The sequence below is a fragment of the Dyella sp. SYSU CM1112 genome (genome assembly GCF_058216415.1).
The window spans coordinates 364,722-390,760 of record NZ_JBZEGI010000001.1 but is presented as its reverse complement, the minus strand read 5'-3'; the positions used below and the strand labels follow the sequence as shown (position 1 = coordinate 390,760).

The 26,039-nt window shown below is 59.8% G+C and carries 21 protein-coding genes; 6 read left to right on the top strand and 15 right to left on the bottom strand.

What is annotated here, in order from left to right; genetic code table 11:
- Nucleotides 1-52: 52 nt before the first annotated feature.
- The 5 genes from AC4HNJ_RS01930 to AC4HNJ_RS01910 all read left to right on the top strand — a co-directional run bounded on the left by AC4HNJ_RS01930 (nt 53) and on the right by AC4HNJ_RS01910 (nt 3,364).
- Entirely contained in the window at nt 53-262 is a 210-nt protein-coding gene (locus AC4HNJ_RS01930) for a hypothetical protein (RefSeq protein ID WP_490477832.1), read from the top strand.
- Nucleotides 259-1,104 carry a ParB/RepB/Spo0J family partition protein gene (locus tag AC4HNJ_RS01925; protein WP_490477831.1) on the top strand — a complete coding sequence of 282 codons (846 nt, stop codon included), beginning with the start codon at nt 259-261 and terminating at the stop codon, nt 1,102-1,104. Before AC4HNJ_RS01930 ends, AC4HNJ_RS01925 begins: the two co-directional genes overlap by 4 nt.
- A 286-nt stretch (nt 1,105-1,390) precedes the next feature.
- On the top strand, nt 1,391-1,651 hold the full coding sequence (locus AC4HNJ_RS01920; RefSeq protein ID WP_490477830.1) for a helix-turn-helix transcriptional regulator: 261 nt from the start codon (nt 1,391-1,393) through the stop codon (nt 1,649-1,651).
- A 201-nt stretch (nt 1,652-1,852) separates the two neighbouring features.
- Nucleotides 1,853-2,920 (top strand): hypothetical protein, encoded by a 1,068-nt coding sequence (locus tag AC4HNJ_RS01915; protein WP_490477829.1) that lies wholly within the window; start codon nt 1,853-1,855, stop codon nt 2,918-2,920.
- A 9-nt stretch (nt 2,921-2,929) separates the two neighbouring features.
- Nucleotides 2,930-3,364, top strand: coding sequence for a diguanylate cyclase (locus AC4HNJ_RS01910; RefSeq protein ID WP_490477828.1), 435 nt, complete (start codon nt 2,930-2,932; stop codon nt 3,362-3,364).
- Between the two features lie 10 nt (nt 3,365-3,374).
- On the opposite strand, the gene AC4HNJ_RS01905 is transcribed toward AC4HNJ_RS01910, so the two are convergent.
- The 9 genes from AC4HNJ_RS01905 to murJ form a co-directional block, all read right to left on the bottom strand.
- Nucleotides 3,375-3,908 carry a thioredoxin domain-containing protein gene (locus tag AC4HNJ_RS01905; RefSeq protein ID WP_490477827.1) on the bottom strand — a complete coding sequence of 178 codons (534 nt, stop codon included), beginning with the start codon at nt 3,906-3,908 and terminating at the stop codon, nt 3,375-3,377.
- A 90-nt stretch (nt 3,909-3,998) separates the two neighbouring features.
- A complete protein-coding gene (gene pgaD, locus AC4HNJ_RS01900) occupies nt 3,999-4,439 on the bottom strand; it encodes a poly-beta-1,6-N-acetyl-D-glucosamine biosynthesis protein PgaD (protein WP_490477826.1) in 441 nt (146 codons plus the stop codon).
- A complete protein-coding gene (gene pgaC / locus AC4HNJ_RS01895) occupies nt 4,436-5,686 on the bottom strand; it encodes a poly-beta-1,6-N-acetyl-D-glucosamine synthase (protein WP_490477825.1) in 1,251 nt (416 codons plus the stop codon). The genes pgaD and pgaC overlap by 4 nt, the downstream gene beginning before the upstream one ends.
- A 2-nt stretch (nt 5,687-5,688) precedes the next feature.
- A complete protein-coding gene (gene pgaB / locus AC4HNJ_RS01890) occupies nt 5,689-7,560 on the bottom strand; it encodes a poly-beta-1,6-N-acetyl-D-glucosamine N-deacetylase PgaB (protein ID WP_490477824.1) in 1,872 nt (623 codons plus the stop codon).
- Nucleotides 7,561-7,562: 2 nt separating this feature from the next.
- Entirely contained in the window at nt 7,563-9,632 is a 2,070-nt protein-coding gene (gene pgaA / locus AC4HNJ_RS01885) for a poly-beta-1,6 N-acetyl-D-glucosamine export porin PgaA (protein WP_490477823.1), read from the bottom strand.
- Nucleotides 9,633-10,179: 547 nt separating this feature from the next.
- The gene (gene lspA, locus AC4HNJ_RS01880; RefSeq protein WP_490477822.1) at nt 10,180-10,674 is read right to left on the bottom strand and encodes a signal peptidase II; all 495 of its coding nucleotides are present in this window, start codon (nt 10,672-10,674) and stop codon (nt 10,180-10,182) included.
- 80 nt (nt 10,675-10,754) lie between these two features.
- The gene (gene ileS / locus AC4HNJ_RS01875; protein WP_490477821.1) at nt 10,755-13,610 is read right to left on the bottom strand and encodes an isoleucine--tRNA ligase; all 2,856 of its coding nucleotides are present in this window, start codon (nt 13,608-13,610) and stop codon (nt 10,755-10,757) included.
- A 441-nt stretch (nt 13,611-14,051) separates the two neighbouring features.
- Nucleotides 14,052-15,020: a bifunctional riboflavin kinase/FAD synthetase gene (locus AC4HNJ_RS01870; protein ID WP_490477820.1), complete on the bottom strand. Its 969-nt coding sequence runs from the start codon at nt 15,018-15,020 to the stop codon at nt 14,052-14,054.
- A gap of 37 nt (nt 15,021-15,057) precedes the next feature.
- Nucleotides 15,058-16,665, bottom strand: a complete 1,608-nt coding sequence (gene murJ, locus AC4HNJ_RS01865; RefSeq protein WP_490477819.1) for a murein biosynthesis integral membrane protein MurJ — start codon at nt 16,663-16,665, stop codon at nt 15,058-15,060.
- Nucleotides 16,666-16,911: 246 nt separating this feature from the next.
- Between murJ and rpsT the strand changes: the two genes are divergently transcribed.
- Entirely contained in the window at nt 16,912-17,175 is a 264-nt protein-coding gene (gene rpsT, locus AC4HNJ_RS01860; RefSeq protein ID WP_490477818.1) for a 30S ribosomal protein S20, read from the top strand.
- A 169-nt stretch (nt 17,176-17,344) separates the two neighbouring features.
- On the opposite strand, the gene AC4HNJ_RS01855 is transcribed toward rpsT, so the two are convergent.
- From AC4HNJ_RS01855 to AC4HNJ_RS01830, 6 genes are all read right to left on the bottom strand, one after another.
- Nucleotides 17,345-18,106 carry a copper homeostasis protein CutC gene (locus AC4HNJ_RS01855; protein ID WP_490477817.1) on the bottom strand — a complete coding sequence of 254 codons (762 nt, stop codon included), beginning with the start codon at nt 18,104-18,106 and terminating at the stop codon, nt 17,345-17,347.
- A complete protein-coding gene (locus AC4HNJ_RS01850) occupies nt 18,106-19,158 on the bottom strand; it encodes a glycosylasparaginase (protein ID WP_490477816.1) in 1,053 nt (350 codons plus the stop codon). The genes AC4HNJ_RS01855 and AC4HNJ_RS01850 overlap by 1 nt, the downstream gene beginning before the upstream one ends.
- Nucleotides 19,159-19,242: 84 nt before the next feature.
- Nucleotides 19,243-20,415: a Wadjet anti-phage system protein JetD domain-containing protein gene (locus AC4HNJ_RS01845; RefSeq protein WP_490477815.1), complete on the bottom strand. Its 1,173-nt coding sequence runs from the start codon at nt 20,413-20,415 to the stop codon at nt 19,243-19,245.
- Nucleotides 20,402-23,806: an ATP-binding protein gene (locus AC4HNJ_RS01840; protein ID WP_490477814.1), complete on the bottom strand. Its 3,405-nt coding sequence runs from the start codon at nt 23,804-23,806 to the stop codon at nt 20,402-20,404. Before AC4HNJ_RS01840 ends, AC4HNJ_RS01845 begins: the two co-directional genes overlap by 14 nt.
- The gene (locus AC4HNJ_RS01835; RefSeq protein ID WP_490477813.1) at nt 23,796-24,470 is read right to left on the bottom strand and encodes a DUF4194 domain-containing protein; all 675 of its coding nucleotides are present in this window, start codon (nt 24,468-24,470) and stop codon (nt 23,796-23,798) included. The genes AC4HNJ_RS01840 and AC4HNJ_RS01835 overlap by 11 nt, the downstream gene beginning before the upstream one ends.
- On the bottom strand, nt 24,457-25,923 hold the full coding sequence (locus AC4HNJ_RS01830) for a DUF3375 domain-containing protein (protein ID WP_490477812.1): 1,467 nt from the start codon (nt 25,921-25,923) through the stop codon (nt 24,457-24,459). The genes AC4HNJ_RS01835 and AC4HNJ_RS01830 overlap by 14 nt, the downstream gene beginning before the upstream one ends.
- Nucleotides 25,924-26,039: the final 116 nt, after the last annotated feature.

Genomic DNA, 26,039 nt, shown 5'->3' with positions numbered 1-26,039 from the left:
CCGTGCCCGCTATTTGGGCACATTCACCCACCCACAGTGACCATCAGACGCAATGATCGATCTTGACCCTGCGCACCTCGTCGCCGCCATCATGCTGTGCGAGCCTTTAAACATCCGCACGATTGCATTCGACGTACCCACCTTTGACCTACTCAAGAGCTTCCACCGGAAGTTGGAAGGCCGCATCCGGCGCGACACCAGCAACGCAGAGGTATTGAAGTATCTCATCCATACGCACCCCGAGGCGCGAGAAGCCGGATGACCATCGAGCAGACCCTCCAACGCCTTCAGACTGCCCAGGTCCGCAACATGGCGTTGACCGATCTGAAGACAGACAACGTCCTTCAGCCACGTGAGTCTCGCGTGGTGCCATACAAGGAGAAGGACCGAGTAGAAAATCGAAGTAAGGAACACATCGGAGGGCTGCTGCTGGCCCTAAACGCTTCCAGCGGTATCCAACTGGAGCCATTGTTGGTGGCGGAGATTGACGGGCAACTATTGCTTGTCGATGGCCACCACCGGCTCAAGGCGTACCAGCTGGCAAAGCGGGAGAACATTCCGGTCCGGGTGTTGCCGATGGATCACCAAAGGGCAGTATTGGTGTCCAAATTGGTCAATTGCTTTGGCAGGGCGCTAGAGATGCACCCCGAGCAGAAGAGGGAAGCTGCATGGCAGTACCTTGCCGCTATTACCCAACGAGGCAGCATGGCATTACCGAAGGGCGAATCCACACGCATAGTTGCCGGTCGTTTCGGTATTGGCGTTGCCACGATTCACCGGATGCTCCACAAGTTGCCAATGGTGAATCCAAAGGATTGGCATTCCGACGCTCTCGATCTCGGTACAAACTTTCCACGCTGGCGATATATCCGCGACGCGGGCGCAGGCTGGCGGGACATAGAGGAACTCATGACAACCGAACAACTAATGCAGCACGAAGCCGAGAAGTTGGCGAGAAAGATCGGCGCACTGATTGACAAAGCATCGTCCCAAGAGGCTGTGAGGCTTGCGATGGCGATCTTGGAGACCGAGAGGAAATTTGAAGTGGCGAATCAAGATGCGCGAGATTTCGCTGAAGAAACCGCTGAGGCGCACGACTTCTGATCTAGCAGGGAAATGGCTTTGTGTAGCCACCATCTGTTTCGTCTCAGGTGTTCCATTGGAACAGTAACCACCGAATCCATTCCTGCACCCAAGCGGTCATTCTGCCGCAACACACCGGGCACCAAAGGTGCGAACTGACATCCCCGAAATGTTCGCCGCAGATTTCTGAGGGGGCATGAGACAGCCAGCTTTCGGCTGATCTCCCCCGTACCCGTCGTTACTCTCGCCGCGCTATGCCCGACACCATCGCGCAGACACGCCCCCTACGCTTGAAGGAACTCTCAAAATGATGCACACACCAGTACAGTCGAATGTATGCGCCCTGCTCCGCCTGCCGGACGTATTAGCCCTAGTCAGGGTATCCAAGGCCACGCTTTATCGATGGAGCCGATCTGGTCACTTCCCACGCCCTCGCCAGCTAACGCCCTCTGGCAGCACCGTGGCGTGGTCGGCTGCGGAAGTTGAAGCGTGGATCACAGCCAAGCTGGCTTCGAATGATGGTACTTTTGTTGGTACTTTTTTAAATGACGCCTCAAAAGCCGCATAGTTACTAGCTTATCGATTCCTATCACCGTACCAAAATGTAGGCTGTTCCTGCAAAGTCTCGATTCGCTCCCATTGCGGCAGCTCAAGCAGGTTCAAGCCCGTTCAAAAGGCCCCTTCGGGGGCCTTTTTCGTGCCCCCTTCCAGACTTGCTTCTGTTCATGCCTGTCGTACGTGGCCCTAGGCATTTTGGGTTAAGTTGTGCATGTGGGTGACACCGCTATCGGGGGCTGCAGATGTCATGGTGATGCTGCTGGCGATCGGGTTCATGCTATTGCATATGGCGCTTGTCCTGTCCGTTCCGGCACATGCCATGGCAGTCTCGTATGCATTTCTCGTCGCCGCGCCTCTACTCGCATGCGGCGCCGCCTCAAGGCAGGTTTGGCTGACGAACGCAGCACCTTCGAACGGATGGAGCCTGTTGGCCCTGAGCATGCTGCTATGGACGCTCGGCATGATCAGCAGCCTGCGGGAAGACATCTTCCTCAGCAACAACAATCAAGTGCCCGGCGAAAGCATGCTGTTGTACATGCTTTACGGCATACCGATCTTCTATGCCGTTGCGACGATCGACGTCAATGAAACCCGCGTGCTGCGCGCCATCGACGCCGTATTGGTGGCCTCGTTAGGCTACCTTTACTACGCGTTGATGTTTTCCCTGACGACGCTGCGTGGCGCTACCAATCCCCACTCGGCGCAGATGATCTCCGTCATGTTCGACGCCGAGAATGCCTTTCTCGCCATCACGACAAGCATTCGGTTCTTTGCCGCCGATACGCTGGAGCGACGGCGCCTCTTCGGCAGCATGGCCGCATTCACATGCGTGTATGCGGGAACTGCCGCGTACTACAACCATCATGTCGCGCTGGATCTTGGAATCGATGTAGGCAGTGCTTACGACATCATTATCGACGTGCCATTTCTGATGTTTGCGGCGCTGGTCTCGCACGCATCGTCAAAGACTGCTGATCCGCCATCTCCCCATATTAGCCTGGTACGTTTTGTTCGCAGCGGTAGCCCCTTATTGCTTGCGCTGGCCGTTCTGTTCATCGCCCTGCTCCTGCTTCGCCATCAGTTTGCTCTCGGTGTCGCCGGTGTCGTCGTCGCCGTGTTTGGCTACGGTCTGCGAAGCATTCTGAGCCAGGTTCATCAGATCGAAACCGAAGATGAACTGCGCAGCGACCGCGTTGCTCTGGCCAAACTCGCCATGCGCGACAGTCTGACCAGCGTAGCGAATCGAAGGGCTTTCGAAGAGGCGCTGGAACGGGAATAGCGCCTGGCTTTGCGCGCGCAGCACTCTATTTCCCTACTCCTGATCGATGTGGATTTCTTCAAGCAGTACAACGATCGATATGGACATCTTGCCGGAGATGTCTGCCTTCAACGCGTAGCGGCAGCGTTACAGCAGGCCGCACAACGCCCGACAGACACGTTGGCGCGCTACGGCGGCGAGGAATTTGCGCTCATCCTTCCCGATACGCGCCTAGAGAACGCCAGGGATATGGCCGTTCGCCTATGCGAAGCAGTGCGAAGTATCAAGATGGAGCATGAGGCCGGCCCTTCCGGTCACGTCACCATAAGCATTGGCGTTGCGAGCAGCATCCCAGCAAACAACGTGACGCCAAACGAACTGATCGCCGCCGCCGATCGGGCCTTGTATGAAGCCAAACGCAACGGCAGGAATCGTGTCGAGCAAACAGATCCAGACGTTGCTTAAGAACGCTTTCTTACAGATACCACTTGAAATGGCCCCAAATCTGAGAAAGATTTCTGTGCATGCCACGACAGATAAAAATCGGCTGATCACGCTCGTAGGGCATGGCATAAGGCACGCCGAAGCGATCCAGTACGTCCACGCTGCTGCAAATCCGGCGCCAGCGATCAGGATTGCCGCCGATATGAATGACCACGCTGCCATCGTGCCCACGCGACCCCCATAGGAAATACTGATTCTGCCCGCTGATGGCAGCGGGCAGACCGTCCTCGCGGCCATAGATATCTATTGCAGCCGCTTCGCCGTCATTGGAGCCAAAGATGGCAGCCCGTTGCCGATCGGCATCCGGCAGCGACCGGTAGACCGCCGCCACCTTCTTCTCCAGCTCGCGCCACCCCAGTTCGTCCGAAAAGAGTTGCGTCAATGGCGCACCGATACCAGCCACTTCATCCGGCGGAGGACGCAGGTGCGTCCTCTCGAGAAAGCTCGCCAAGTGGGACGGTGTGAACACTGGCAGCACCACCGGCAACAGAATCAGGAATTGCAAGCCGCTTCGCTGATGTTGCGCCTGACGGCTACCAACGACGAGGATGCTGATGACCCGGATTAAGGACGGCGACCATACACCGATGGCCGTCTACGCATCGGAACGCAAAAACATCTGTCTGTCGGCTGTGAAATGAACTACCGAACGCCGGGCCGCCCTCAATTCCCGCGCCGTTTCCACCGATGTCGCCAGCGCCGGCGCCATCTCTGCAACATCAAGATGCCGGTTGCCACGGCGGCGTTGCTTGCCGGCAAAACGCATGCGGTTGTATTGGGACCAGGAACCTATCGATAGCGCGCACGCCAGCGCCACCACCAGCACCATACTGAGGTCGCCCGCCGCATGCAGCGGGTGCACCAGTCCTAGCTGCCGATAAGCGTCTTCCAGACCCAATGACCACGCAATCAGCGTCAACACCGGCAGCCATAGCGATATCCACAAAGTCCACGCGACCATTGTGATAAGTGCATACACGGTACGCTGCAAAGGCCGTTGCCGCTCGGGATGGTCAATAATGAATTGCGCTTTCATCGCACACCTCGATCAGGGCTCGTCCATACTGCAGGTACGCCTTTGCGCTTAAGGATCGCCTTGGGCAACGCGACAATGGATGTCGCCGTGGTAAGCGTCCAGTAAATCAACGGGTACCAGATCATCCAGTAATAATTGCGACCGATGCGCGCCTCATACCGGCGATCGATAAGCAGACTGACAAGAAACTGCAGCATGCACACGATGCCTAGCACCACGCCATTCCATTCGGGGAACAAGGTAGGCACCGATAGCGAAGGCGGCAACGCCATCACCTGCCCGGCCGTCCACAGCAGCACAATGACGGCCATATCAAAGGACCAGGCCAGACTGACCAGGTATTCAAGTGCCACGATCCACATGCGCCGCTGCCGCCAGTGAAACAACCGTGGCCCATAGCGCAGCAACACTTCCGATCCGCCCTGCGCCCAGCGCAACCGTTGCTTCCACAAACCATGCAGCGTCTCTGGCATAAGAATCCAGCACAATGCATTCGGTTCGTAACGAATTTCCCAATGGCGCATCTGCAAACGCCAACTTACGTCGATATCTTCGGTGACCATGTCGGTATTCCAGTAGCCGACATCGTGCAGCGCTACCTTACGGAACGCGGCAATCACTCCGGAAACCGTGAAGATGCGCCCGTATACCCGCTGGGCGCGCTTAATCAGCCCGATGATGGACGAAAACTCCCCCACCTGCAGTTTGCCCAGCAAGGTGGAGCGATTGCGGATACGTGGATTGCCGGTAACAGCGCCAACTCGCGGACTCGCCAGCAAGTGCGCCATCAGCCAATGCGTGGCATAAGGATCGAGCAAGGCGTCGCCGTCCACACAGACCAAGTAATCTGCTTTCGAAGCGAGTGCCGCGGCGCGCAAGCCCATGGCCTTGCCCTGGTTGCTGGCGAAATGCAACACCCGCAGTTCGGGGTATTCCTTCATCAGCTGATCAAGCTGTTCGCCAGTATCGTCAGTCGAACCGTCATTCACCGCGATGATTTCAAACTGCGGATAGCTCTGCCCGGCCAGCTGCGCAATGGTTTCGCGCACATTCTCGCCCTCGTTGTGACAGGGCACAATCAAGGACACCAGTGGGTACGATGCCAATGCCGGCGGCTTTATCCGGGAAGGCGTCTTGCGCTCCCAGCGCAGGAAATAGATCAAGCCCCCGCTCATCCACATCAGCGACATCGCCAGCGGATAGAAGAAAGCGAATTGAAGCAACGCATGGAGTGTCTGGCCGTCCATCGTTATTGCTCCGGATAGGGATAATCGGAAGTGGAAATCGCGGGACGTATCTTCTCCAGGCGCGGCTGATTTCGAATGAAGTCGTCGGGGTAGTAACCAAAATGGCGCACGCCATTGACTTGCAGCAGGCGGACCCGCGCGTCGAGCTGTACATCCGGCATGGGTTGGTCGCTGCGCCAATCACGCGCAGCCAGTTCGAACAAGGTTCCATCCAGGGCATCAGGCGCCGCCGCCGCCACTCGCGCCACGAGCATGCGATACCAATTGGCGCGATCAGGCGCCTTGTCGAGCTGCGGCATCGCCATGACAGCCGTCATGTTGTAGGCAGCGAGGAATGCAGGGAGGTTCTGCGCGAACCATGCCTCGGATTGGGGCTGGAGAATGGTCCGCGCGTAGATATTCCTTGCCGTTTTTACGTTCGGCCTCCAGCGACGCACGCGTGCGGTGAGCTCCTGCGTGAAATCGATCAGTGCCGCCGTCCGCTGCGCGGGTGTCTTATCCGCCCACGGTCCCAGATGGTCTGTGTCGCGCATGAAGGCGTCGTCCGAGAACAGCAAGCCTGCCTCGTCTGCATGCATCGCCAGATCTTCGTACATGTCGCCGATCCAGCGACGCACTTTCGGATCCCACGGCGCGAGCCGATAGGGATCGCCGCCAGGTTCGAGTTCACCGCCCAAGGAGGGAAGATCCGCAGCATCCGGGAAGCGGAAGGCGAGCACCGGCATCCACGCATAAACCCGTACACCTGCACGTGTGCGCAGCTGCCACGCAACACGTGAGAACAGATCGGCACGCATCGGCAAGTGGCGATTCGGAAAATACACGGCTTCTGCCACGCCGGTGCCGTTGGGATCCGCATACGCCTGCAACCAGACCTGGCTGGGATGCATGCGCTTGATGCGATCGAGCAAGCGCGAAAGATTGCGTTCCTGCTGCGCCGGGTCCGGATCGTAGACGTAATCGAGATCCACTTGCACCGCTCGCACTGGATCGACCTGTGGCGGATGGCCGATCAGCCAGCCAAGCCGATTGGCGTCGACGTTGCCGCTGACGAGTAAACGCGGAATGGTGTGGTCATCCGGCGACATGGGCACGACGTCATCCAAGCTGAAGGACACCGTCATGCCCTCGCTCGCTGCCATCCGCACAGCCAGTTCGTTATAAGCACCATAAGGCCAGACGATCGCGCGTGGGCGATGGCCTGTCTCATGCTCGATCTCGTCGGCGCTGTGGCGAAGATCCTGGCGCAAACGCGCCGTGTAAGCCGCTTCGCTTTCATAGCGCCCCGCATGCGCGTCGTACCAGAGATTCACCGCGGCAGGTAGCTGGTTACCCTGCGGATTGGCCGGGATGCCTTCATGCAGGTCCCATGTATGCGACGCGAACGCAATCAATCCGGACCGCTGCATCTCACGCACCTGATCCCAGCTCAGGAAACAGGCACGCGTGCAGATGCTGCCGTTGTAGGGCATCGTCTGGCCCGGCTGCATATCCATCCATGCGCCGACTAGCGCAGAGACCGCCGGATAGCCGTAGGCACGCAGCAAGGGATAGACACGGGTGTAAAAACTTTCCAGGCCGTCATCGAAAGTCAGCAACACCGCGTGCGACGGCAAAACCTTCATGCCCTGCCGCGCCTTGATGACATCGTCAAGGCTGACGACGTGATAGCCATTGGCCTTCAGCCAGTCGAAATGCGCGATCAAATGATCGGTACTGGTTGCATCGGGGTCGTGATCACCTAGCAGGCCGACGTCGTCGCGCACATCGTGATAAGTCAGCACGGTCAACGTGGGCCGTACCCGTACGAAACGATCGGCGAAAACGGGGTCCACGAGAACAAAGAGGAACAGAACGAGGAGGACAAAGCGCATCGCTACTCTCCCCAATGCAAAGTGACGTCGAGCGCGACACGCGATTCGTGCCGTCCGTCATAAGGTTGCCAATGCCAGCTCACACCCCAGCCAAAACGCAAACCGGCGTGGGGCTGGAAGGTTTGTCCGTAGCGCATGCTCGCCATCCAACCGCTTGCATAGCCGCGTTCGACGTACTGCCCAACGGCTACGTCGAAACGCTGGCTCCAAGTACGATCGACATACTGATCGAGCACGTTCTGCACGCTCCCGGTCAAAGCGTAGGAACGATCCCGTGAAGGATTGAAATAAGGCCGATCAGTTTCGCTGTTGCTCGAGCCACCGACTTCGATACCGCCGTCTACACTGACGTTGGGCCCGGTGTGCAACCGCTGAACAAAATCGCCAAGCCAACCTTTGCGTACATTGCCGTCACTGAAGCGATCGCGATAAACCGCCAGTCGTGCAGACGTAAGCTCGTTGGCACGCCATTGAACGGCTGTGCTGAACGTCTTTCCGGTGATGCCGTAATACTGGGCACGCAAAGGAATGTCCGCACCGGCACTGCTCCAGTCGGAAGCCAGTGACCACTGATCGCTGATCGCCCAATTGAAACCGGCCTCGACATCCGTCCTACGGACATACCGATCTGCCGCGGGCAAGGCCTGCACGTAGAATTCGAAGCCGGTCATATAACCCTGCACGCCGAGACCCGCTCGATCTCTCGCTACATGCCCTTCGGGCAAGGCTGCGGACGAGGCACGCGCCAACGCCAAGATGCGCCAATGATCATCGATCAGCGGGCTGGCCAGCGTCGCCAATGTCTCCTGATCCCGGTCACCGTAGTCAGGGCTATTGCCCCAGCCATTATCGTGCGAAAGATCGAATTGCCAGCCACGCTCGCGGTCCCAGGCCGCCAGCGCATCCTGCACACGACCGCTGCGTCCGGCTTGCTGTTGCGCAAGATCGAGTTGCGCCTGTGCGTCCGCGTAGGCATAGATAGCACGTAGCGCATCGGCTTCGTCGAGCGCCGCATTGGCGTCGTGCTCATCGAGCGTATCGGCGATTTTCAGCGTGTCAGCTGCACGCTGTGGCCAGCCACGCGCCAGTTCGGCCATCGCCAACTGCCGCCGTAAATCTGCGTTGCCCGGGGCTTCCGCGCTCATGCCCGCCAGACTGGCATAGGCTTTTTGTGCCTCTCCCGCGTATTGCTGCAATTGGGCCGTGGTCGTATCCGCATCTACTTTTCGCGGATTCTGCTTGGCACCTCGAACATCTTTCAGATGCAGCCAAGGCGGCTCACGAGTAGCAACGGCGTCAATAGTGACGAATGCATCATGCACTCGGCCAGCATCGAAATAAGCGTAGGCCAGACCGATACGCGGGTCCGTCTCCCCGACGGCATACGGGCCGGGATCGCGTCGAATGCTGTCTTCATACAGCACGATTGCTTCGTCTGGACGATGCTTTTGCATCAGTGCATCAGCCACGGCTCGCTCAGCATAAGGTGGAAACTGGACACTCTGCTGCTTCATCGATGCATACACATCGAGTACTTCGCCAGCTCGATCACCTTGATCCAGCGCCACCAGCAAATCGAATTGCGCGCGTTGACGAATCGCTGCAGGCGTCGTCGGGTCGTCCACCAAACGCCGGACATCATCGATTGCCCGGTCGGCTTCTGCATACGGATGCAAGGCGTCTGCGGGCAGGCCCTTGACCCACCGCACTTCGTGCGATGCGTAGTCGGCGGCAAGTCGTGCACGCTCGGCCTTGTCGACCGAAGGGGAAAGCGCCGCTGCCAGTTCCTTCGCCCTGGCAGCGGCGCCAAGTTCCGAAAGCAGCTGCACGGTAAGTCTCTTGGCATCGCGATCGTCAGGCCAACGCGCCAGCACGTCCTGGCAATAGGCCAGCGCCTGCATACGATGTCCCGCATCGTGCTCGGAACGGGCTCTGCTCAGCAGCGCTTGGCGATCCGGCGTCGCTTGTGCCGCGGCCGCCTCAGCGCTTCCGTACAGTGCAAATGCAAGACAAAGCGTAAGCGTCGCGCGCTTTGCCGCAGCACACGCCACGAACCGGACTTTTTTTCGCACACACCTGCCCATCGTCAGCGTCGCTCTATGCGCCTAACGGAAGAAAAAAACAGGTTGGAGAAGTCGCGTTACTCCTGGCGTCCCCAAACCCTCCTGCCTCACAGGAGTGGTATCGCAAGAATTGGGCCATGGCGTATAAACGTGCGCCTTTCGGCGACCGGCACGCTTATACCTTTGTGAAAAAACTCGGAAAAGCTCAGAAAAGCGGTACAAACTGCTGTTTAGCAAGCTATTGATAAATGGCCCGGCTTGACCAAATAGCCCAAGCTGCGGCCTTCATCCGGTCAGCACCCGTTGAATGCGGCCCACAACAGAAAAGCGAATCAGGCCATTTGTGTCCATTTTCGCCCCGGCGTGCGCGCTTCAAACCCTAGGCGCTTCACGCAACCAGCATCTATCCGCTATGCCATCACCGTCGGATGCATGCTGGAGATAGAGGTGAAAATCTGCTTTCTGGACACTCCTGTCCGCAGCTCAGTGCTTCCGCCACGGGCCAAGCAGGCTTGGCTCCGATATGAAAAAGGGCGATCGGAAAGTCGAATCGCGATCAGCTCGGCTTGTCTGAACCCGCGCGCAGGCCAAACAAAACCAAGCAAACCGCACCAACGGTAATGCCGCAATCGGCCACGTTGAAAGTGGGGTAATACCAATCCCGGTAATAGACCTGGATGAAATCGGTGACCTGCGAGGCGTGCAAGCGATCGATCAAATTACCGAGTGCACCACCGATCACCAACGACAAGGGCAACGCCGTGCGCCATTCACGCCTTGCTGTCCGCGCCAGCCAGATAATCAGCGCCACACTGATCACCACCGCAAGCACAACGAAGAACCAGCGCTGCCAGCCGCTACTTTGCGCGAGAAAACTGAAGGCGGCTCCCGGGTTAAGCGTCAACGTCCAATTGAGGAAGCCAGGAATCACCGGATGTGGCAAGCCAGGCGGTTGCAATGCAGTCATCGCCCACCATTTGGTGAGCTGATCGAGGATGATCAGCAGTGCGGAAACCAGCAGCCAGGAGAGTGCGTTGGGTTTGGAATGCATGATGTACTCAAGGATCGCATAGCATGCAGAACGGTGCTCCTCCCCTCTTGCAGTCGGGGAGGAACGGGTTTATGGCAAGATCAGAACCATTGGCGATGTTCGCCCGGCCCTTCCACGTTGCTCACGCAGCGCCCGCAGATATCCGGATGATCCGGATGACTGCCGACATCCTCGCGACGATGCCAGCAACGGATGCACTTGGTGGCATCGCTTACGCTGGCAGATACATACACTTCGCCACCTTCGAGCGGCACCAGCGTTGCATCCGCGGGCCGCGGCTGTAACGGCGCGAAGCTCACGTCGGAAGTAATGAAGAAGAAGCGCAGTTCATCCGTCACATCAGCGTAACGCTTGGCAATATCTGGATCAGCATGCAACACCAGATTGGCTTCCAGCGCAGCGCCGATTTTCTCGGCCTTGCGCATATCTTCCAGCACGCGCGAGGTAGTATCGCGAATCGCCAGCAGGTCAGCCCAATAACGCCTCTGTTCCGGCGATCCTTGCGTATTCGCCAAACCGTCGTACCAGGTTTCGAACAACACGCTTTCGCTGCGCTCGCCCGGCACATGCTGCCAGATTTCTTCCGCGGTGAACGACAGTATCGGCGCCAACCAGCGCACCAGTGCTTCGAGAATGCGGTACATCGCACTCTGCGCGCTACGCCGGCCGAGGCTTTCGGTCGGCATGGTGTATAGGCGGTCCTTGGTGATGTCCAGATACAGCGCACCCATTTCATTGGTGCAGAAATTCTGCACGCGCTGCACGATCTCGGGGAAATCGTAACGCTCGTAGGCAGCAACCAGCGTTTGCTGCAATTCATACGTCTGGCTTACCGCCCACTGGTCGAGCAACAGGCTCTGCTCGACCGGCACAAGGTGCTTGGCCGGATCGAAGCCGTCCAGGTTGCCGAGCAGGAAACGCGCCGTATTGCGGATGCGGCGGTACATATCCGACACACGCTTGAGGATTTCCTCCGAGAGCGACATCTCATAGCGATAGTCGGTCGAGGCCACCCATAGACGCAGAATGTCCGCACCCAGGCGACCCATGATGTCCTGCGGCTCGATGCCGTTGCCCAGCGACTTGGACATCTTGCGGCCCTGCGCATCGACGCTGAAGCCGTGCGTCAGCAACTGCTTGTAGGGTGGCTTACCGTCGAGCATGGAGGCGGTGAGCAACGACGAATGGAACCAGCCACGATGCTGGTCCGAACCTTCCAGATAAAGATCGGCGGGAAAACGCAGCACATCGGCGTGCGAGCCACGCAACACATGCCAATGCGTCGTGCCGGAATCGAACCACACGTCCAGCGTGTCGCGATTCTTTTCGTAATGCTCGGCGTCTGCACCGAGCAGTTCGGCAGGCTCGAGGCTTTGCCACGCTTCGATACCTTGCTGCTCGACGCGCTTGGCGACTTCCTCCAATAATTCCGGCGTACGCGGATGCAGCTCACCGGTTTCGCGATGGACGAAGAACGCCATCGGCACACCCCACTGGCGTTGCCGCGACAGGGTCCAGTCGGGACGATCGGCGATCATGCCATGCAGGCGCTGCTTGCCCCATGCGGGGAAAAACTGCGTGGCTTCCACACCATCCAGCGCGGTTTCGCGCAGCGTCTTGCCACCGTCTTTCGGGGCGATATCCATCCCTGCGAACCACTGCGAGGTGGCGCGATAGATGATCGGTGTCTTGTGCCGCCAGCAATGCATGTAGCTATGCGTGTACATGTTCTGGTGCAGCAGCGAACCGGCCTGCTCCAGCGCCTCCACGATCTTCGGATTGGCCTTCCACAGGAACATGCCGCCAAACAGCGGCAACCAGGATGCGTAGACGCCGTTGCCCATCACCGGATTGAGGATCTCGGCATCCTTCATGCCGTGCGCCTTGCACGACTGGAAGTCTTCCACGCCATAAGCAGGCGCGGAGTGCACGATGCCAGTACCCGTATCCAGCGTCACGTAATCGCCAAAATAGACGGGTGACAAGCGGGCATAACCCGGATCGACGGCATACAGCGGATGGCGGAATTTGAGGTCGGCCAACGCCTGCCCGGCCACTGACGCGATAACCCGCCCTTCCAGGCCATAGGTCTTCAGGCATTCCTCCACGCGCTCGGTGGCGAGAATCAGCACGCCTCTGGCCGTATCGACCAGGCTATAGCTAAATTCCGGATGCAGGTTGAGCGCCTGGTTGGCAGGAATGGTCCATGGCGTGGTGGTCCAGATCACGATCTGGCCGTTCGGCTTCGGCAGCTTTTCCAGGCCAAACGCCTTGGCAACAGCATCGGGATCATCAAAGGCAAAACCGACGTCAATGGCGATGTCGGTTTTGTCTTCATACTCCACTTCGGCTTCAGCCAAAGCGGAACCGCAATCGAAGCACCAGTTGACCGGCTTCAGGCCGCGATAGATGTAGCCCTTGCGCAACAGTTCGGCGAGCGCACGGATTTCGCTGGCTTCGTTCTGCGGTGCCATCGTGAGGTAAGGACGATCCCATTCGCCCAGCACGCCCAGGCGCTTGAAATCCTTCTTCTGCTTCTCGATCTGCTCAGTCGCATAGGCGCGCGCCTTGCTCATCACTTCGCTGGTGGGCAGGTTTTTGCCGAACTGCTTTTCGATCTGGATCTCGATTGGCATGCCGTGGCAATCCCAGCCGGGCACATAAGGTGCGTGATAGCCGGCGAGCAGCTTGGACTTCACCACCACGTCCTTGAGGATCTTGTTGATCGCGTGCCCCAGATGGATCGCACCGTTCGCGTACGGCGGACCGTCGTGCAACACGAACATCGGTCGGCCAGCGGTCCTGGCCTGGATCTGTGCGTAACGGTTGACGCGTTCCCATTCGGCCAGCCAGCCCGGCTCGCGCTTGGGCAAATCGCCGCGCATGGGGAACGTGGTCTGCGGCAGGTTGATGGTGCTCTTGTAGTCCTGGGTCATCGCTCGGGTGCCGTGTTTACGGTGGTTCCGCTTCGATGCCCGGAAGGGAACCGAAGCCTCATGCCTTGTGCCCGCCGCGCGCGGCGTGGGTGCTCAGAGCTGTTTTTCTGGGGTGCCGGCTTAACTGTTCGCAGGCCACAGGGCCATCGGCGAAGGCAGACTGGCTGTCTGTCGAGACGATGGACCGCAGGCATACGGACAGTTAGAGCCGACCGCAGGGTGATGTCCATAAGGCCTGCATGCTGCACAGCGTGGCTTGAAAAGATAGCCGGTCTTCCCTGTGCCGCACGCCACAACCTGCGGGCCTTATGGACATCATGCCACCCATGAAAAAAGCTCTGAGCACCCCACGCGCACGCGCTTCGGCGAGTGCTCGTCAAATCATAATGATCGTCGCGGCCATGATGGCCAGTGGAGTACGCAAGCCTCGCATGCTGGCGCTCATGATGTGGCTTGGTTCGCATCGATCAATACCGGGTTCATCCCAAGGATCTCCCGGGCCGAGCGCGCATCATGCCGCATTTGTGCCGTCAATGTGTCCAGTCCATCGAATTTCATTTCGTCGCGCAGCTTGGCCACGAATTCCACCGCCATGCGCTGCCCGTAGAGGCTGCCTTCGAAGTCAAACAGGTGCACTTCCAGCAGCGGTTCGGCCACCTCATTGATCGTGGGCCGGGTTCCCAGGCTGGCGACGCCAGGCCAGCTGCATTCCCCTTCGCCCAAACCCACACGCACAGCAAAAACGCCGTGGACCGGCGTTACGCGATCACGCAGATGGATGTTGGCGGTGGGAAACCCGAGCTCACGGCCAAGCTGGTTGCCGTATTCCACCTTGCCCTCGATCACGAACGGACGCCCCAGCAAAGGCTCCACCGCACCGAAGTTGCCGGCGGCAAGCAAGGCACGCACCCGGCTGGCCGAGACGCGCTCACCCTCGAGCAATACAGCCGGCATCGTGTGCGCGGCAAAGGCATTTTCCTTGCCGATCTGCTCCAGCATCGCCACGTCGCCAGCCCGCTTGTGACCGAAGCGAAAATCCGCACCGACCCATACTTCGCGCACGCTGAGCCGATCGATCAGCACGCGTTGCACGAAATCCTGCGGGGACATGGCCGTCAACGCCTGGTTGAAACGCAGCAGTAATGTGTGCGCCATGCCGGCGGCAGCGAAACCAAGCAGCTTTTCGCGCACGCTGGACAGCCGCGGCACCGGTTCCTTGGAGAAATAAGCGCGCGGCAAGGGCTCGAAGCTCACCACAATCGGCGTGCAGCCAAGCACCTGCGCACGCTGGCGCACTTCGTTGAGCAGAGCTTGGTGGCCGCGATGCAAGCCATCGAACGCGCCTACCGCAACCACGCTTCCGCCTGGGGCCAAACACGGCCCCGCAGCATCCCGGGACAGTTTCATCATCCGCTCAGTATAGAGGATGCCCTTGACGATTCTTCGCTCATGCGTGGTGCAATTCCCGCAGCTTGAACCCGGTGGCAAAGAGCACCGCGACATAAGTGAGGCCGCCGGTGCACACCAGCAAAGCGAGACGCCATACCCGACCGATCACCGGCATCTGCGTCCAATCCGGCCAGTACCAGCGCCCCAGCGACAGCACTACTGTCATCGCTGCGCAGCCGATAGCCAGCCGCATGAGGTGACGTCCCCAGCCCGGCTGGCGCTGATAGACATCTGCCCGCCGCAACCCACGCCACAACAGCAACACGTTGACGTAGCTGGCTATCGCGCTGGCCATGCCGAGGGCGAGATGAAGGCCGGGCACGCGGGACAAGCCTTCCAGCAAGGGTCCGGCTTTCAGGCTTTGCGGCGCCCACCAAGTGTAGAGCGCCAGCAGGAACACTGCGTTGAGCAGCATGTTGGACAGCAATGCGATGACACCGGCGCGTGCGGGTGTCAGGGTGTCCTTGCGCGCGTAAAACGCAGGCAGCAGGACTTTCACCTGCGCATAGGCCGGCACGCCAAAACTCAACGCGGTTACCGATAGCGTGGTCATGCGCGTGTCAAAAGGATGGAACTGGCCATTTTGAAACAGCGTAGCAACCAGCGGCTGGGCCAGCAGCATCAGGCCCAGCATGGCGGGTACGGCGATCAGCAAGGTGGTACGCAGCCCCCAATCCAGCGCTTTCGAAAAGCCTTCGTGATCGGTGGCGATGTGATGGCGCGACAACGAAGGCAAGATCACCGTACCGAGCGCGACGCCGAATACGCCAAGCGGCAATTCCAGAAAGCGATCGGCTTGCGATAGCCAGGTTTGCGACCCGGAAATCAGCAGCGAAGCGATCACCGTATCGAACAGCAAATTGATCTGCGACACCGATGAGCCGAATAGCGTAGGCACCATCTGGCGCAAAATCCGCCGCACATGCGGATGCCGCCATCCCCACTGGGGCCATGCCAGCAGATCCAATCGGCGCAGCGTCGGCAATTGGAACAACACCTGCAGGACGCCCGCCCCCAGCACCGCCCAACCCATCGCCAGGATCGGCGTCTGCAGACGGCGGGACAGCCACCAGGCGCCCGCGATCATGCATAGATTGAGGATGACAGGGGTCAGCGCCGGCAACCCAAAACGATGAAAACTATTTAGCGCCCCACCCGCAAGCGCAGTCAGCGAGACGAATAACAAGAACGGGAAAGTGAGCCGCAAAAGCTCGACCGTCAGGGTGAACTTCTGCGGCTCGTCCACCGCACCTGGCGTGAACACCATCGCGACCTGTGGCGCAAACAGCACGCACAAAGCGCTCACGATCAGCAACACGCCGCCCAGCGTGCCCGCCGTGCGTGACATCAAGGTTTTTAGCTCGGCGTGTGTTCCCGTCTCCTTCACTTCGGTAAAGACCGGTACGAAGGCGGTGGAAAACGCGCCCTCCGCGAACATGCGACGCATGAAGTTGGGAATGCGAAATGCCACCCAGAATGCATCGGTGGCGACGTTGGCCCCGAATACATGATTGATCGAGATGTCGCGCAGCAACCCAAGCACGCGTGAAATCATGGTCATGCTGCTGAACGACAACAGCCCGCGTAGCATGCTGGGAGATTTCATGCGGGAGAAAGAATCCTAGGCGTTGCGCTCTCCCTCTCGGGGAGAGCGCCGGGTGAGGGCCAATCTTGCCAGACTGCGTGTCCTCTCTCGCAGCCCTTCACACGCTCCTTCGAGGTACTCTCTACTATCAGGAAGAGGACAAACCGAGCTCTCATCGCCTGTTCTGTTAAGCGCTTGACCTATCGGCAAATTACCGCCATAATTGCCGCCTTTTTCCAACCCAAGTATTCATTCCGGAGTTCTACCTTGGCAAACATCAAGTCCGCGAAGAAGCGCGCGCGCCAGTCCGAGCAGCGCCGCCTGCGCAACGCCAGCGCCCGTTCCATGGTCCGTAGCGCCCTGCGCAAGGTCGTCAAGGCCATCGAGGCCAAGGACAAGGCTGCCGCCGTGGCCGCTTTCACGTCCGCCCAGCCGGTGATGGATCGCTACGCCGCCCGCGGCCTTATCCACAAGAACAAGGCTGCTCGCCACAAGAGCCGTTTGAACGCCAAGATTCGCGAGCTGGCCTAAGGCCAGGCAAGCATAGGGTTGGTGAAAAAGCCGGCGGAAACGCCGGCTTTTTTGCGTACCCCTCGTTCTCCCCCGAGAGCGAACGCAGGATGAGGCGCAATCTCGCGCCACTACCTCCCCACCGTAGCTTCGCCCCAAAGGGGCATGACAGCCGTGAGGAATACCTGCTTCACGGCACCGTTCCCCTCCCAGGCGAGGAAAAGAATGAAACCAGTCGTTCTTTCATCGTCCGTACTTCTTCCACCCTGCTCTGCTCGATATCCGGCGACAGATCCTGCAAGGCCGGGTTGAGATAGCGCATTGCAGAACGAAGCATCCCACGCGCCGAACCATGAAATTCGCGCGCCTGCGTAAGCTGTGCGACTTCGATCAAGTTGGCAGCACGAATCCCTGCTCCGGCCATCACCACCATGCGATCATCCGCCTGCTTCACCAACTCGGCGATCACCTGCGCACCAGCCAGAGCGTTCGCCTGACCGCCCGAGGTCAACACCCGCTCGCAGCCCAGCGCGATGATGTCCTCCAATGAACGGCTCAGGTCCGAACTTGCATCCATCGCGCGATGGAACGTCACGCCAAGCGTGCCCGCCGCGCTCACCAGTTCACGACAACGCGAATCGATGCGGCCATCCGCATCCAGCGCGCCGATCACCACGCCGTCGCAGCCGATGCGGACACACATCTCGACATCGCGTCGCATGATGTCGAATTCATCATCACCGTAGAGAAAGTCGCCCCCGCGCGGACGGATCAACACGTATATCGGAATACGCACCCGATCACGCGCCACGGCCAAGGTTCCGTAGGAAGGCGTGATGCCGCCTTCCGCCAGACTGCCGCACAGTTCGACACGGTCGGCGCCGCCTTCCTGCGCGGCCAGCGCCGAAGCCAGCGAGCCGGCCGCAATCTCGAGCAAGGCTTGTGTCGGCATCAGGTGTATGTCGTCTGGTAAAGGCTGGGAGAAGCCATCAGGCGATCCTGCTTGTGCACGTCGCACACCGCATAGGTGAATCCCTTCTGGATGGCATAGGCACCGCACTCGCCATCGCGGCGCAGGGCAAGGAAACCCACCTGCATGTCCTTGGTCGCTTCGGGACGCTTTTTCACGATGCGGCGCACCGCCTCCTCGCAAGCCTCATGCGGACGGCGTCCCTGGCGCATCAATTCCACCACCAGGAAGCTGCCGGCATTGCGGATCACTTCTTCACCGACACCGGTAGAGGTCGCGCCACCGACCTCGTTATCGACGTATAAGCCCGCACCAATGATCGGACTATCGCCCACGCGGCCGTGCATCTTCCACGCCATGCCGCTGGTGGTGCACGCGCCGGCCAGATGACCATGGGCATCGATCGCCAGCATGCCGATAGTGTCGTGATTGTTCTTGCCACCCGGCATGCCCAGGCCTTGCAGGCTGCGGTGGTAATCGATGTTCTCGCTATTGGCCACCGGTGTGTACTTGGCCTGTTTCAGCCATTCGTGCCACGCCTTTTCCGATTCGGGCGTCAGCAGGTTTTCTTTCTTGAAGCCTTCCTGCAAGGCAAATTCCAATGCACCATCGGCGACCAACAAGACATGCGGCGTGTCTTCCATCACTTTGCGCGCCACATTGATCGGATGGGCAATGTGTTCCAGCGCCGCCACCGCACCGCAGCGACCGTCGCCGTCCATGATGCTGGCGTCGAGCGTGACCTTGCCGTCGCGATCCGGATAGCCCGCGCGTCCCACGCTGTGATTGTGCAGGTCCGCCTCCGGCACCATCACGCCTTTCTCCACCGCATCCAGCGGTTTACCGCCTTTGCCGAGCACGGCCCATGCCGCCAGATTCGCAGGCACACCGAAATCCCAGGTAGAAACGACGCGGGCTCCCACCTTACCCGGGACAGTACCACCCAGGGTCGCGGCAGCGCGGGAAAAGCGCGGCAGCGCCAGCGCGGAAGTGGCAAATAGCGTGGTTTTGAGGAAATCGCGGCGATCGGTCATGAGCCTCTCCGGTGGGAAGAACATCCATGATGGAGGATAAAAGAGAGCGCACGCATGGTGCGCTGGTCATGCCTTTGCGTGGCTTTACGCCGGTCCCGAAAGGGAGCTCGTTACCTGTTGCCACGCCCAATCCCAGGTTATCCGCTCCTGCTCCAAACGTACCTGCTTGTATTCACCTGCGCGTAGTGCCCGATATAACTGCCGTTCTCTTTCGGTGAATCCTGGCAGTTCGGCCGCGGTGTGCGGCTGGTCTTCCCTGCCCCACAGCGACTCGAATGCAAGCAACGTCTCTTCGTCCATCATCAGTGAGCGCGTCTGCGGTAGATGACCACGCAGGTGGCTGAGGATGGCCAGTCCATGTGTATCGATATCTCCCCAGTAGTAAACGGGAAGCTGCGCCAACCAAGGAAGCGTCGCAAGCGTGCTGGCCGCGTAGCCGCGACGCATGAAAACCACTGTGCCAGGTAAATTTTCACAGGCCAGGCCGGTAACAAGGTTTTCCACGATCAGCACCTGGCTCGCTGGTATCGCCAGATTGATGAATTCCTCGGCAGGCGCTTCGATATCGGACAAGCCACCCCATACGGCTCGCAATGCCGGATCGAGCACGCGCATGCGCAGGCGATCGGGCGCAGCGCGCAATCCGGTCGCCGCATGAAAATCAGCTTGTATTGCGGAACCCAACAGCGCACTAACCCATGCAGCTACCAGGCGCCGTCGCGATTCGACCCATTTGCTATCAACGCCGGGAATGGGCAGTTGCCGCGCAAAAAGGCCCGAAGCGGGATGACGCCACAACCATTGCACTACTCGACATAACCGCTCGAATTCGGGCACGTCCAGATCGGCCAGTACATCGATATGACGCGACAGCTCGGTACGCCAAACCGGCGACGACGCCTCCCATGCGGCCAAGTCATGGAAACGCTGCCTTGCCAGCGACCAGCGCGAAGCGAATCCCAGCTCGGCCGCCACGGCTTCCGGCGTCGCGAATTGCCATGCGCAGGGCACGCGCTGTTCACCGACCCGCGACCAACTGCGCGCCTCGCAACACACTTGGCCGACTCCGCCACGGGCAACCTCGCGCCATTGTGCAAGCCACTGATCGAAACGTGGCCAATCGGCCATCACCTTTGCTTCAGTGGGTGGCTCCGTGCTCAACGACAATGGCCACTCACCCTCTCCCATCAGCCATTTGCGCCGCTGGTTCTGCCAGCGTGTACGCAAACGCCGACGCAGTTCCTCAGGTGTCGGCACGCGCCTTTTCCGGCAAGGCCAGTCGCTTGTGGTCTTCGTCGTACTCGATCAGCAGCACGCCCGAGTCGTGGCGCCCTGAAATATCGACGAAGCAAGCGCCGCCGATGAACGGTTCCAGCGTCATCACCGATTTCAAAGGCGTGGCCACCACCATCTGGAAACCGAAGTTCTCGAAGATATTCATCGCCAGTGCGGTGAATTCGTTATCCGCTTTATCGAAGGCTTCGTCGAGCACGACCGGCGCGTAGCGTGGCAAGTGGCCATCATCGCCACCAAGCTGATAGCGCAACGCCGCGGCCAGGCAGGTGGTAGCGAGCTTCTGCCGCTGGCCGCCGGATTTACCAGCACCGCTGCGGTACACCTCTACGGTCTCAAGGGTGTTGGCGTCCTTTTCCACACCAACGAATTCCACGTGTTGGCGCACATCCAGCACGTGTTCGCGCCAGCGCCTGTGCTCCGGATCGTCAGCGGCCAGCTTGCCCACGAGTTGGCGCAGAACCGCAAATTGTGCTTCGGCGCGTCCGCGATCTTCGGTCTGGTGATGCGAGAGCACGTCGCGCAGTTGCAGCTGGAATTCGCGCACCTCGGGTAGATTGCGATCGGTGAGTTCGATCTGCAGGAGGGTGCCGCGGTTGAATGGTACACGTTCCAGACTTTCGTTCACCTCTTCCATGCGCTGGCCGATCAACTTGCGCGCTTCGGTCATGTATTTCTGCAACACCAGCAGGTTTTGCTTGCTCTGGCTTTGCAGTAGATCGAAGAAGCGCGCTTCGTGCTTGGGCAGACCGTCCAGTTCAAGCCGGCGCAAGCGTGATAGGAAGCCTTCGACCGAATCCATGTTGGGCGTGAAATCGGCGCTGTCCTGCGGCCATCTGCGACAGAATGTGCGGAAGCATTCCTCGATGGTTTGTACTAGCGCATTGTCCTGTTGCGCGTGCTCGGCAAGCGACAGGTTCAAGCCGTCCTTCGCCTGATTGACCTGACGATCAAGATTGTCCAGCACCAGCGGCGGATGCTGCGGCAACCGCGCAGCCAGCGCTTCCGCCTGCGCAGGCGAAAGGGTCATGGCACTGGCTAGTGGCTCGCAGGATTCGCGTTGCCGGGTAAAGCCGCTGCGCTCACGTCCCAAGGACAGACGTTCGGCTGATGCGTCTTCCCATGTCTTGGCAGCGCGCGTGCGCGCGATGCGCTCAGTATCGAGCTGCCGCATGATCTCTTGCAGCGTCGCATCGCCCGCGCGCAACTGCTGCAACTGGCCTTCGATATCTCCAAGGCGGCGTAGCTTCGGGGCTACGTCGATTTCCTCCCACTCCAGATTGGCGAGCTGCGAAGCGGCCAGGCGACGGTCGCCATCGGCATCCCGCTCGGATTTCAGCTTGTCCAAGCCGGATGAAGCGTGCGCAATCGTCTGCGCCAGTTCTTGCCCTTCACGTTCGAACAAGGCGAGCTTGTCGCGGTTGTCGAAACCCAGTATCCAATTACGACGGTCATCTACCGCGCGACGGTCGTCCTTTTCGTGTCGGTCGCCGCCGTGCTTGACCAGGCCTTCGCGGGTGATGGCACGATCCGCGTTGCGCAAGGCAGCCGCTGAATCCACGCAGGCGTAGTCGAAACGCCGCGTCAATTCATGGGTCAGCCAGTCGCGGTGCGCGTGGTCGCGAATCTCCAGCCGATGCACCAGCGAGCGCGATTCCAGCATGCGCTGGCCGAGCGCATCGACACGACCCACACGGTAATACACCAGCTTGCCGCTCAAGTGTGTTCTGTTGACCCAGTTGGAGACCTCCGCGTAATGCCGCTCATCCACCAGCAGCGAGAGCGCGAAACCATGCAGAACACGTTCGATGGCGCCACGCCATGCGGCATGCTCGGATTTCACCTGCAACAGTTCGCCTACGAACGGCAACGCATTTTCAGACCAGCCCAACTCGCTGCAAAGGCGCGCACGCATCGCCTGGATCGGCGCGGGGATATTGGAGGGATTGCGTTTCAATGCATCGATTTCGGCGCGCACTGCGGCAAAGCGCTGACCGGCTTGATCGCGTTCGCGCTTCAGAGCATCCATGTGCTCCTCCAGGCTGGCGGCGCGGTCGCGCGCACCATCCAGCAATTCACGCGAGCGGCCGACCAGTTCAGCGAAGCCCTGCGCGGTGGATGGCATGGTCCAGCTCAATTCGCCACAGGCTTTCTCCGCCTTGTCGCGGCGCTTCATACGTTCGTCGCGTTCGCGCGAGACCTGCTCGTGCTCGCGTTCGAGCTGATCGATCAGGTCACCGCCTTGCTCGCGACGCTGCCGTTCCAGATCGGCCAGGCGCCGATCATGGTTTTCCAATACCTGGCGGCGCTGCGCGATTTCGCCTTCCAGCGCCACGTCACGCACCTTGAGTTCGGCGAGACGCTCATCGAGCAGCACCAGGCGACGCTGTTCGCGCCAGGTGTCGACGCACACATGCAACTCGCGCAAGGCGTTCGTCTCGCGCCGCAATGCAAGCAAACTTTCGTGCGCGGTGCGCGCGGGAACCAGCGTATCCACCTGTTCGCGCGCAATCACCACCGCCTTGTGCGCGGCATCCAGTTCGCCGAAATCCGTCACCAGCCGGTTGGCCGCGCCGAAGGTTTCCGGCTCATCCAGCATGAAGCCGCGCAGGAAGGTGTTGAGGTCGCCCAGGTTCTTGGCGGACTGCGTTTTGTGCAGCAGCTTCAGCGCCATCTCGTTCTGGATGCCCAGCAAGCGCCTGAAGCGCTCGGCATAGCCGGCAAACGTATCGAAGTGGTGCACATCCTCGCCGAAGCGCGTCTTGAGTTTGCGCAAGTCAAGATCGAAACCTTGCAGCTCAGTGGCGACGTCGAAAGCGCGTTCGCACACCATGTAATGCTTTTTCACGTCCGCCGCCGTGGAACCGTTGCCGGCGGCCCAGAACAGGCGGATCAAGCTGATCGTTTCACCCTGGACATTGCGGTATTCCAGCACCAAGGCGGACCAGGTGCTGCCTTTACGCAGGTATTGGGTGGCAATTTCACCGGATTCGCCATCGTGCTGATCGGCCCACGCACCACGCACGTACGAAACCAGGTTGCGGTCACGACCGCTGCGTTCGGCTTCGCGCGCAGCGGCGTTGAAGTCCACCAGGTTGGGCGGTACCAGCAGCGCCGACATCGCATCGAGCAAGGTGGATTTGCCAGAACCGGAACGCCCTACGAACAAGAAGCCGCGTTCGGCGATAGGAATGTCGACCAGGCCGCTGAACGTGCCCCAGTTGAACACCTGCAAGCGACGCATGCGGAATTGCTCGCTGCGCGGATCGGGCAGATCAGACAGGAACAGCGTGGGTGTCGTATCACGCTTCGCCGACTTGGCCTGCTTGCGCGCTGCCTTGGGTCTAGCGTTCATCCGCAACGTCCTCCATGGCCCCGTCCGCCTCGCGCAACTGACGATAGACATGCGCCAGGGCCTGTACGTCCTCGGCCGAAAACAGCAGCTTCAAGGCCGGCGACACTTCATAGCGATCCTCGCTGCCGCGCAGTTTTTCCAACACGTGATTTTCCTTCATCTTGGCAATGGAGGCAGCGACGCGCTTGTTGAAGCCAGCACGATCCGTCGAGAGATTTTTCTCGTACACCGATAACGCATCCAGTAGCGCACCTTCTTCCACCACGGCACGATGACCTTGCGCATCGGCTTCGGCTAACTGCTGGCGCAAATACAGCAGCAGCACGGAATCAATGAAGGTAAGCGGCGAGGAGCGCAACAGCACCGGTGTTTCCAGTTCGCCGGTTTCGGCCTGGCGCGTAAATGCCACGCCAGCATCACGGTCGAGGACTAATTCCAGGAACAGATCGTTGAGGTGCGCCCGCAGTTGCGCTTCGTAACGCAACACCGCCGGCCACAGCTGACTGTGCCGCCCTTGATCGACGCTGGGACCACTCAGCAGCTGGCACAGCACGCGTCGCGCATCCAGTGGCAACGTACCGGTATCGCCATCGAACAACTTTCCTTCGCGCGCAGGCGGCTGCTCGGCTTCGGCAGCAGGCGCTTCGTCTTCAAGCAAATTCATGACGTTTCTCTTTCAGAAACCACACCAATGGAATGCGCGCCTGGCGCCAATGGCCATCGCCGCCTTTCCAGCGCACGGCCTCCTGTTCGTCGGCCACGATGCCATGGCGCGTAGCCAGAGAGAGATAACCCACCACGCTGCCGAGGCCCTGCTCGGCCGGCTTGCAATCCAGCACCTGACCGATGGACAGCTGATCATGCTCGGCCAGCAATTCGTGCAGATCGCGGCGCAAACTGCGGAAGTCGATTTCCGATTGCGATACCAATTCGCTCACACTATCCAGTGAAATGGCCGCGCCTTCGCTACGAATGATGCTGCCGTCTACGTGAGCATGGCGCGGATCGTGCAGGCGCCACTGCGACAACGAACGCAAGCGGCTGGTGGTGAGTTTAAGCGTGTAGGGCGTGCGCTGACGCACGCCTACCGAGTCGCGTAGTTGCAGCGCTTCGGCCTGCGCCTGCTTGAGAAGCTGATTCAGCCGGCGCTGCTCCAGATAGCCGCGACTCTGCACAAAGCCGCGCAGGCTACGCGCAAATTGCTGCAACACCTCATGCACATGACCGCCGCGCTCCAGCATCACGCCGCTGAAGCCGCGCAGGAATTGCCGCTCGTGACGCTGCAATTTTTTGGCGAAACCACGCGACAGTACGTTTTCCAGCGCCACGTCAAGCTGTGCGCTCTGCTCCATGTCATTGAGCAGATTCCAGAAAGCATTAAAGCTGCGACCAGCTTCGCTTTCGGCGATGACATCGACACCTTCGAACAGCCGGTCGAGTACATCGCCACGCTGGCCTTCATCATCAATGATGCGCTCGCGGAACTCGCGATTGAGCTGCTCGAAATCGTCGCGCACGCGACGAAAGTCCTCCGCCAGCTCATCGGCGAGCTGAATCACTTGGCGTACGCGCTCCAGGGCACGCTTGCCATCCAGGGCAGCCAGCTTGCCGGCACTGACGCGCGCGATGTCCGCATCAAGCCGGTCGCGCTCGGCGTACAAGGCGTTCAACCGCGTGGTAGGGTCGGTTTCGGTTTGCTCAGCCAGGCGTACCAGTTGCTGGATGACCAGGGACAGGCGGCTTTCGGTCGCGGCGGCACGCGGCGTGTCCAGGCTGCCGACGAAACGAATCGCCTGCGAAGTCTGCGCAGAAAGCTCGTATTCCTCTTCATGAGCCCCTTCAGGCAAGCGGCGTTCCAGAAATCCCTTGGCCAACCAATCGGCCACGTAGGCTTGGGCGGTGCGTGGCAACTCGCGCGGCAGATCCGACGCATTGATGGTGTCGAGATGCTGTTGCAATCGTTCGAACAGAATGGAAGCGCTGAGCTTGCGCTCACCGTCCATCAACAGAGTTTGCAATAAGCCGATGACTTCCGGTGCATGGTCGGCTGCGAGCAGACGCCAGAGCGACTCGTCGCGCAAGCGGCGGTAGGTGGCGATACGGGCCTGAAGTTTCATGCTTTCGGCCTCCGCTCTCCTGCGGAGGAAGAATCTGATCCGGACGTGATCCACGGGTTGTGGTGAGGGGCTGTACTCGCCTTGGATTCCATCGTCGCCCTGTCTGCTGCTTTCCC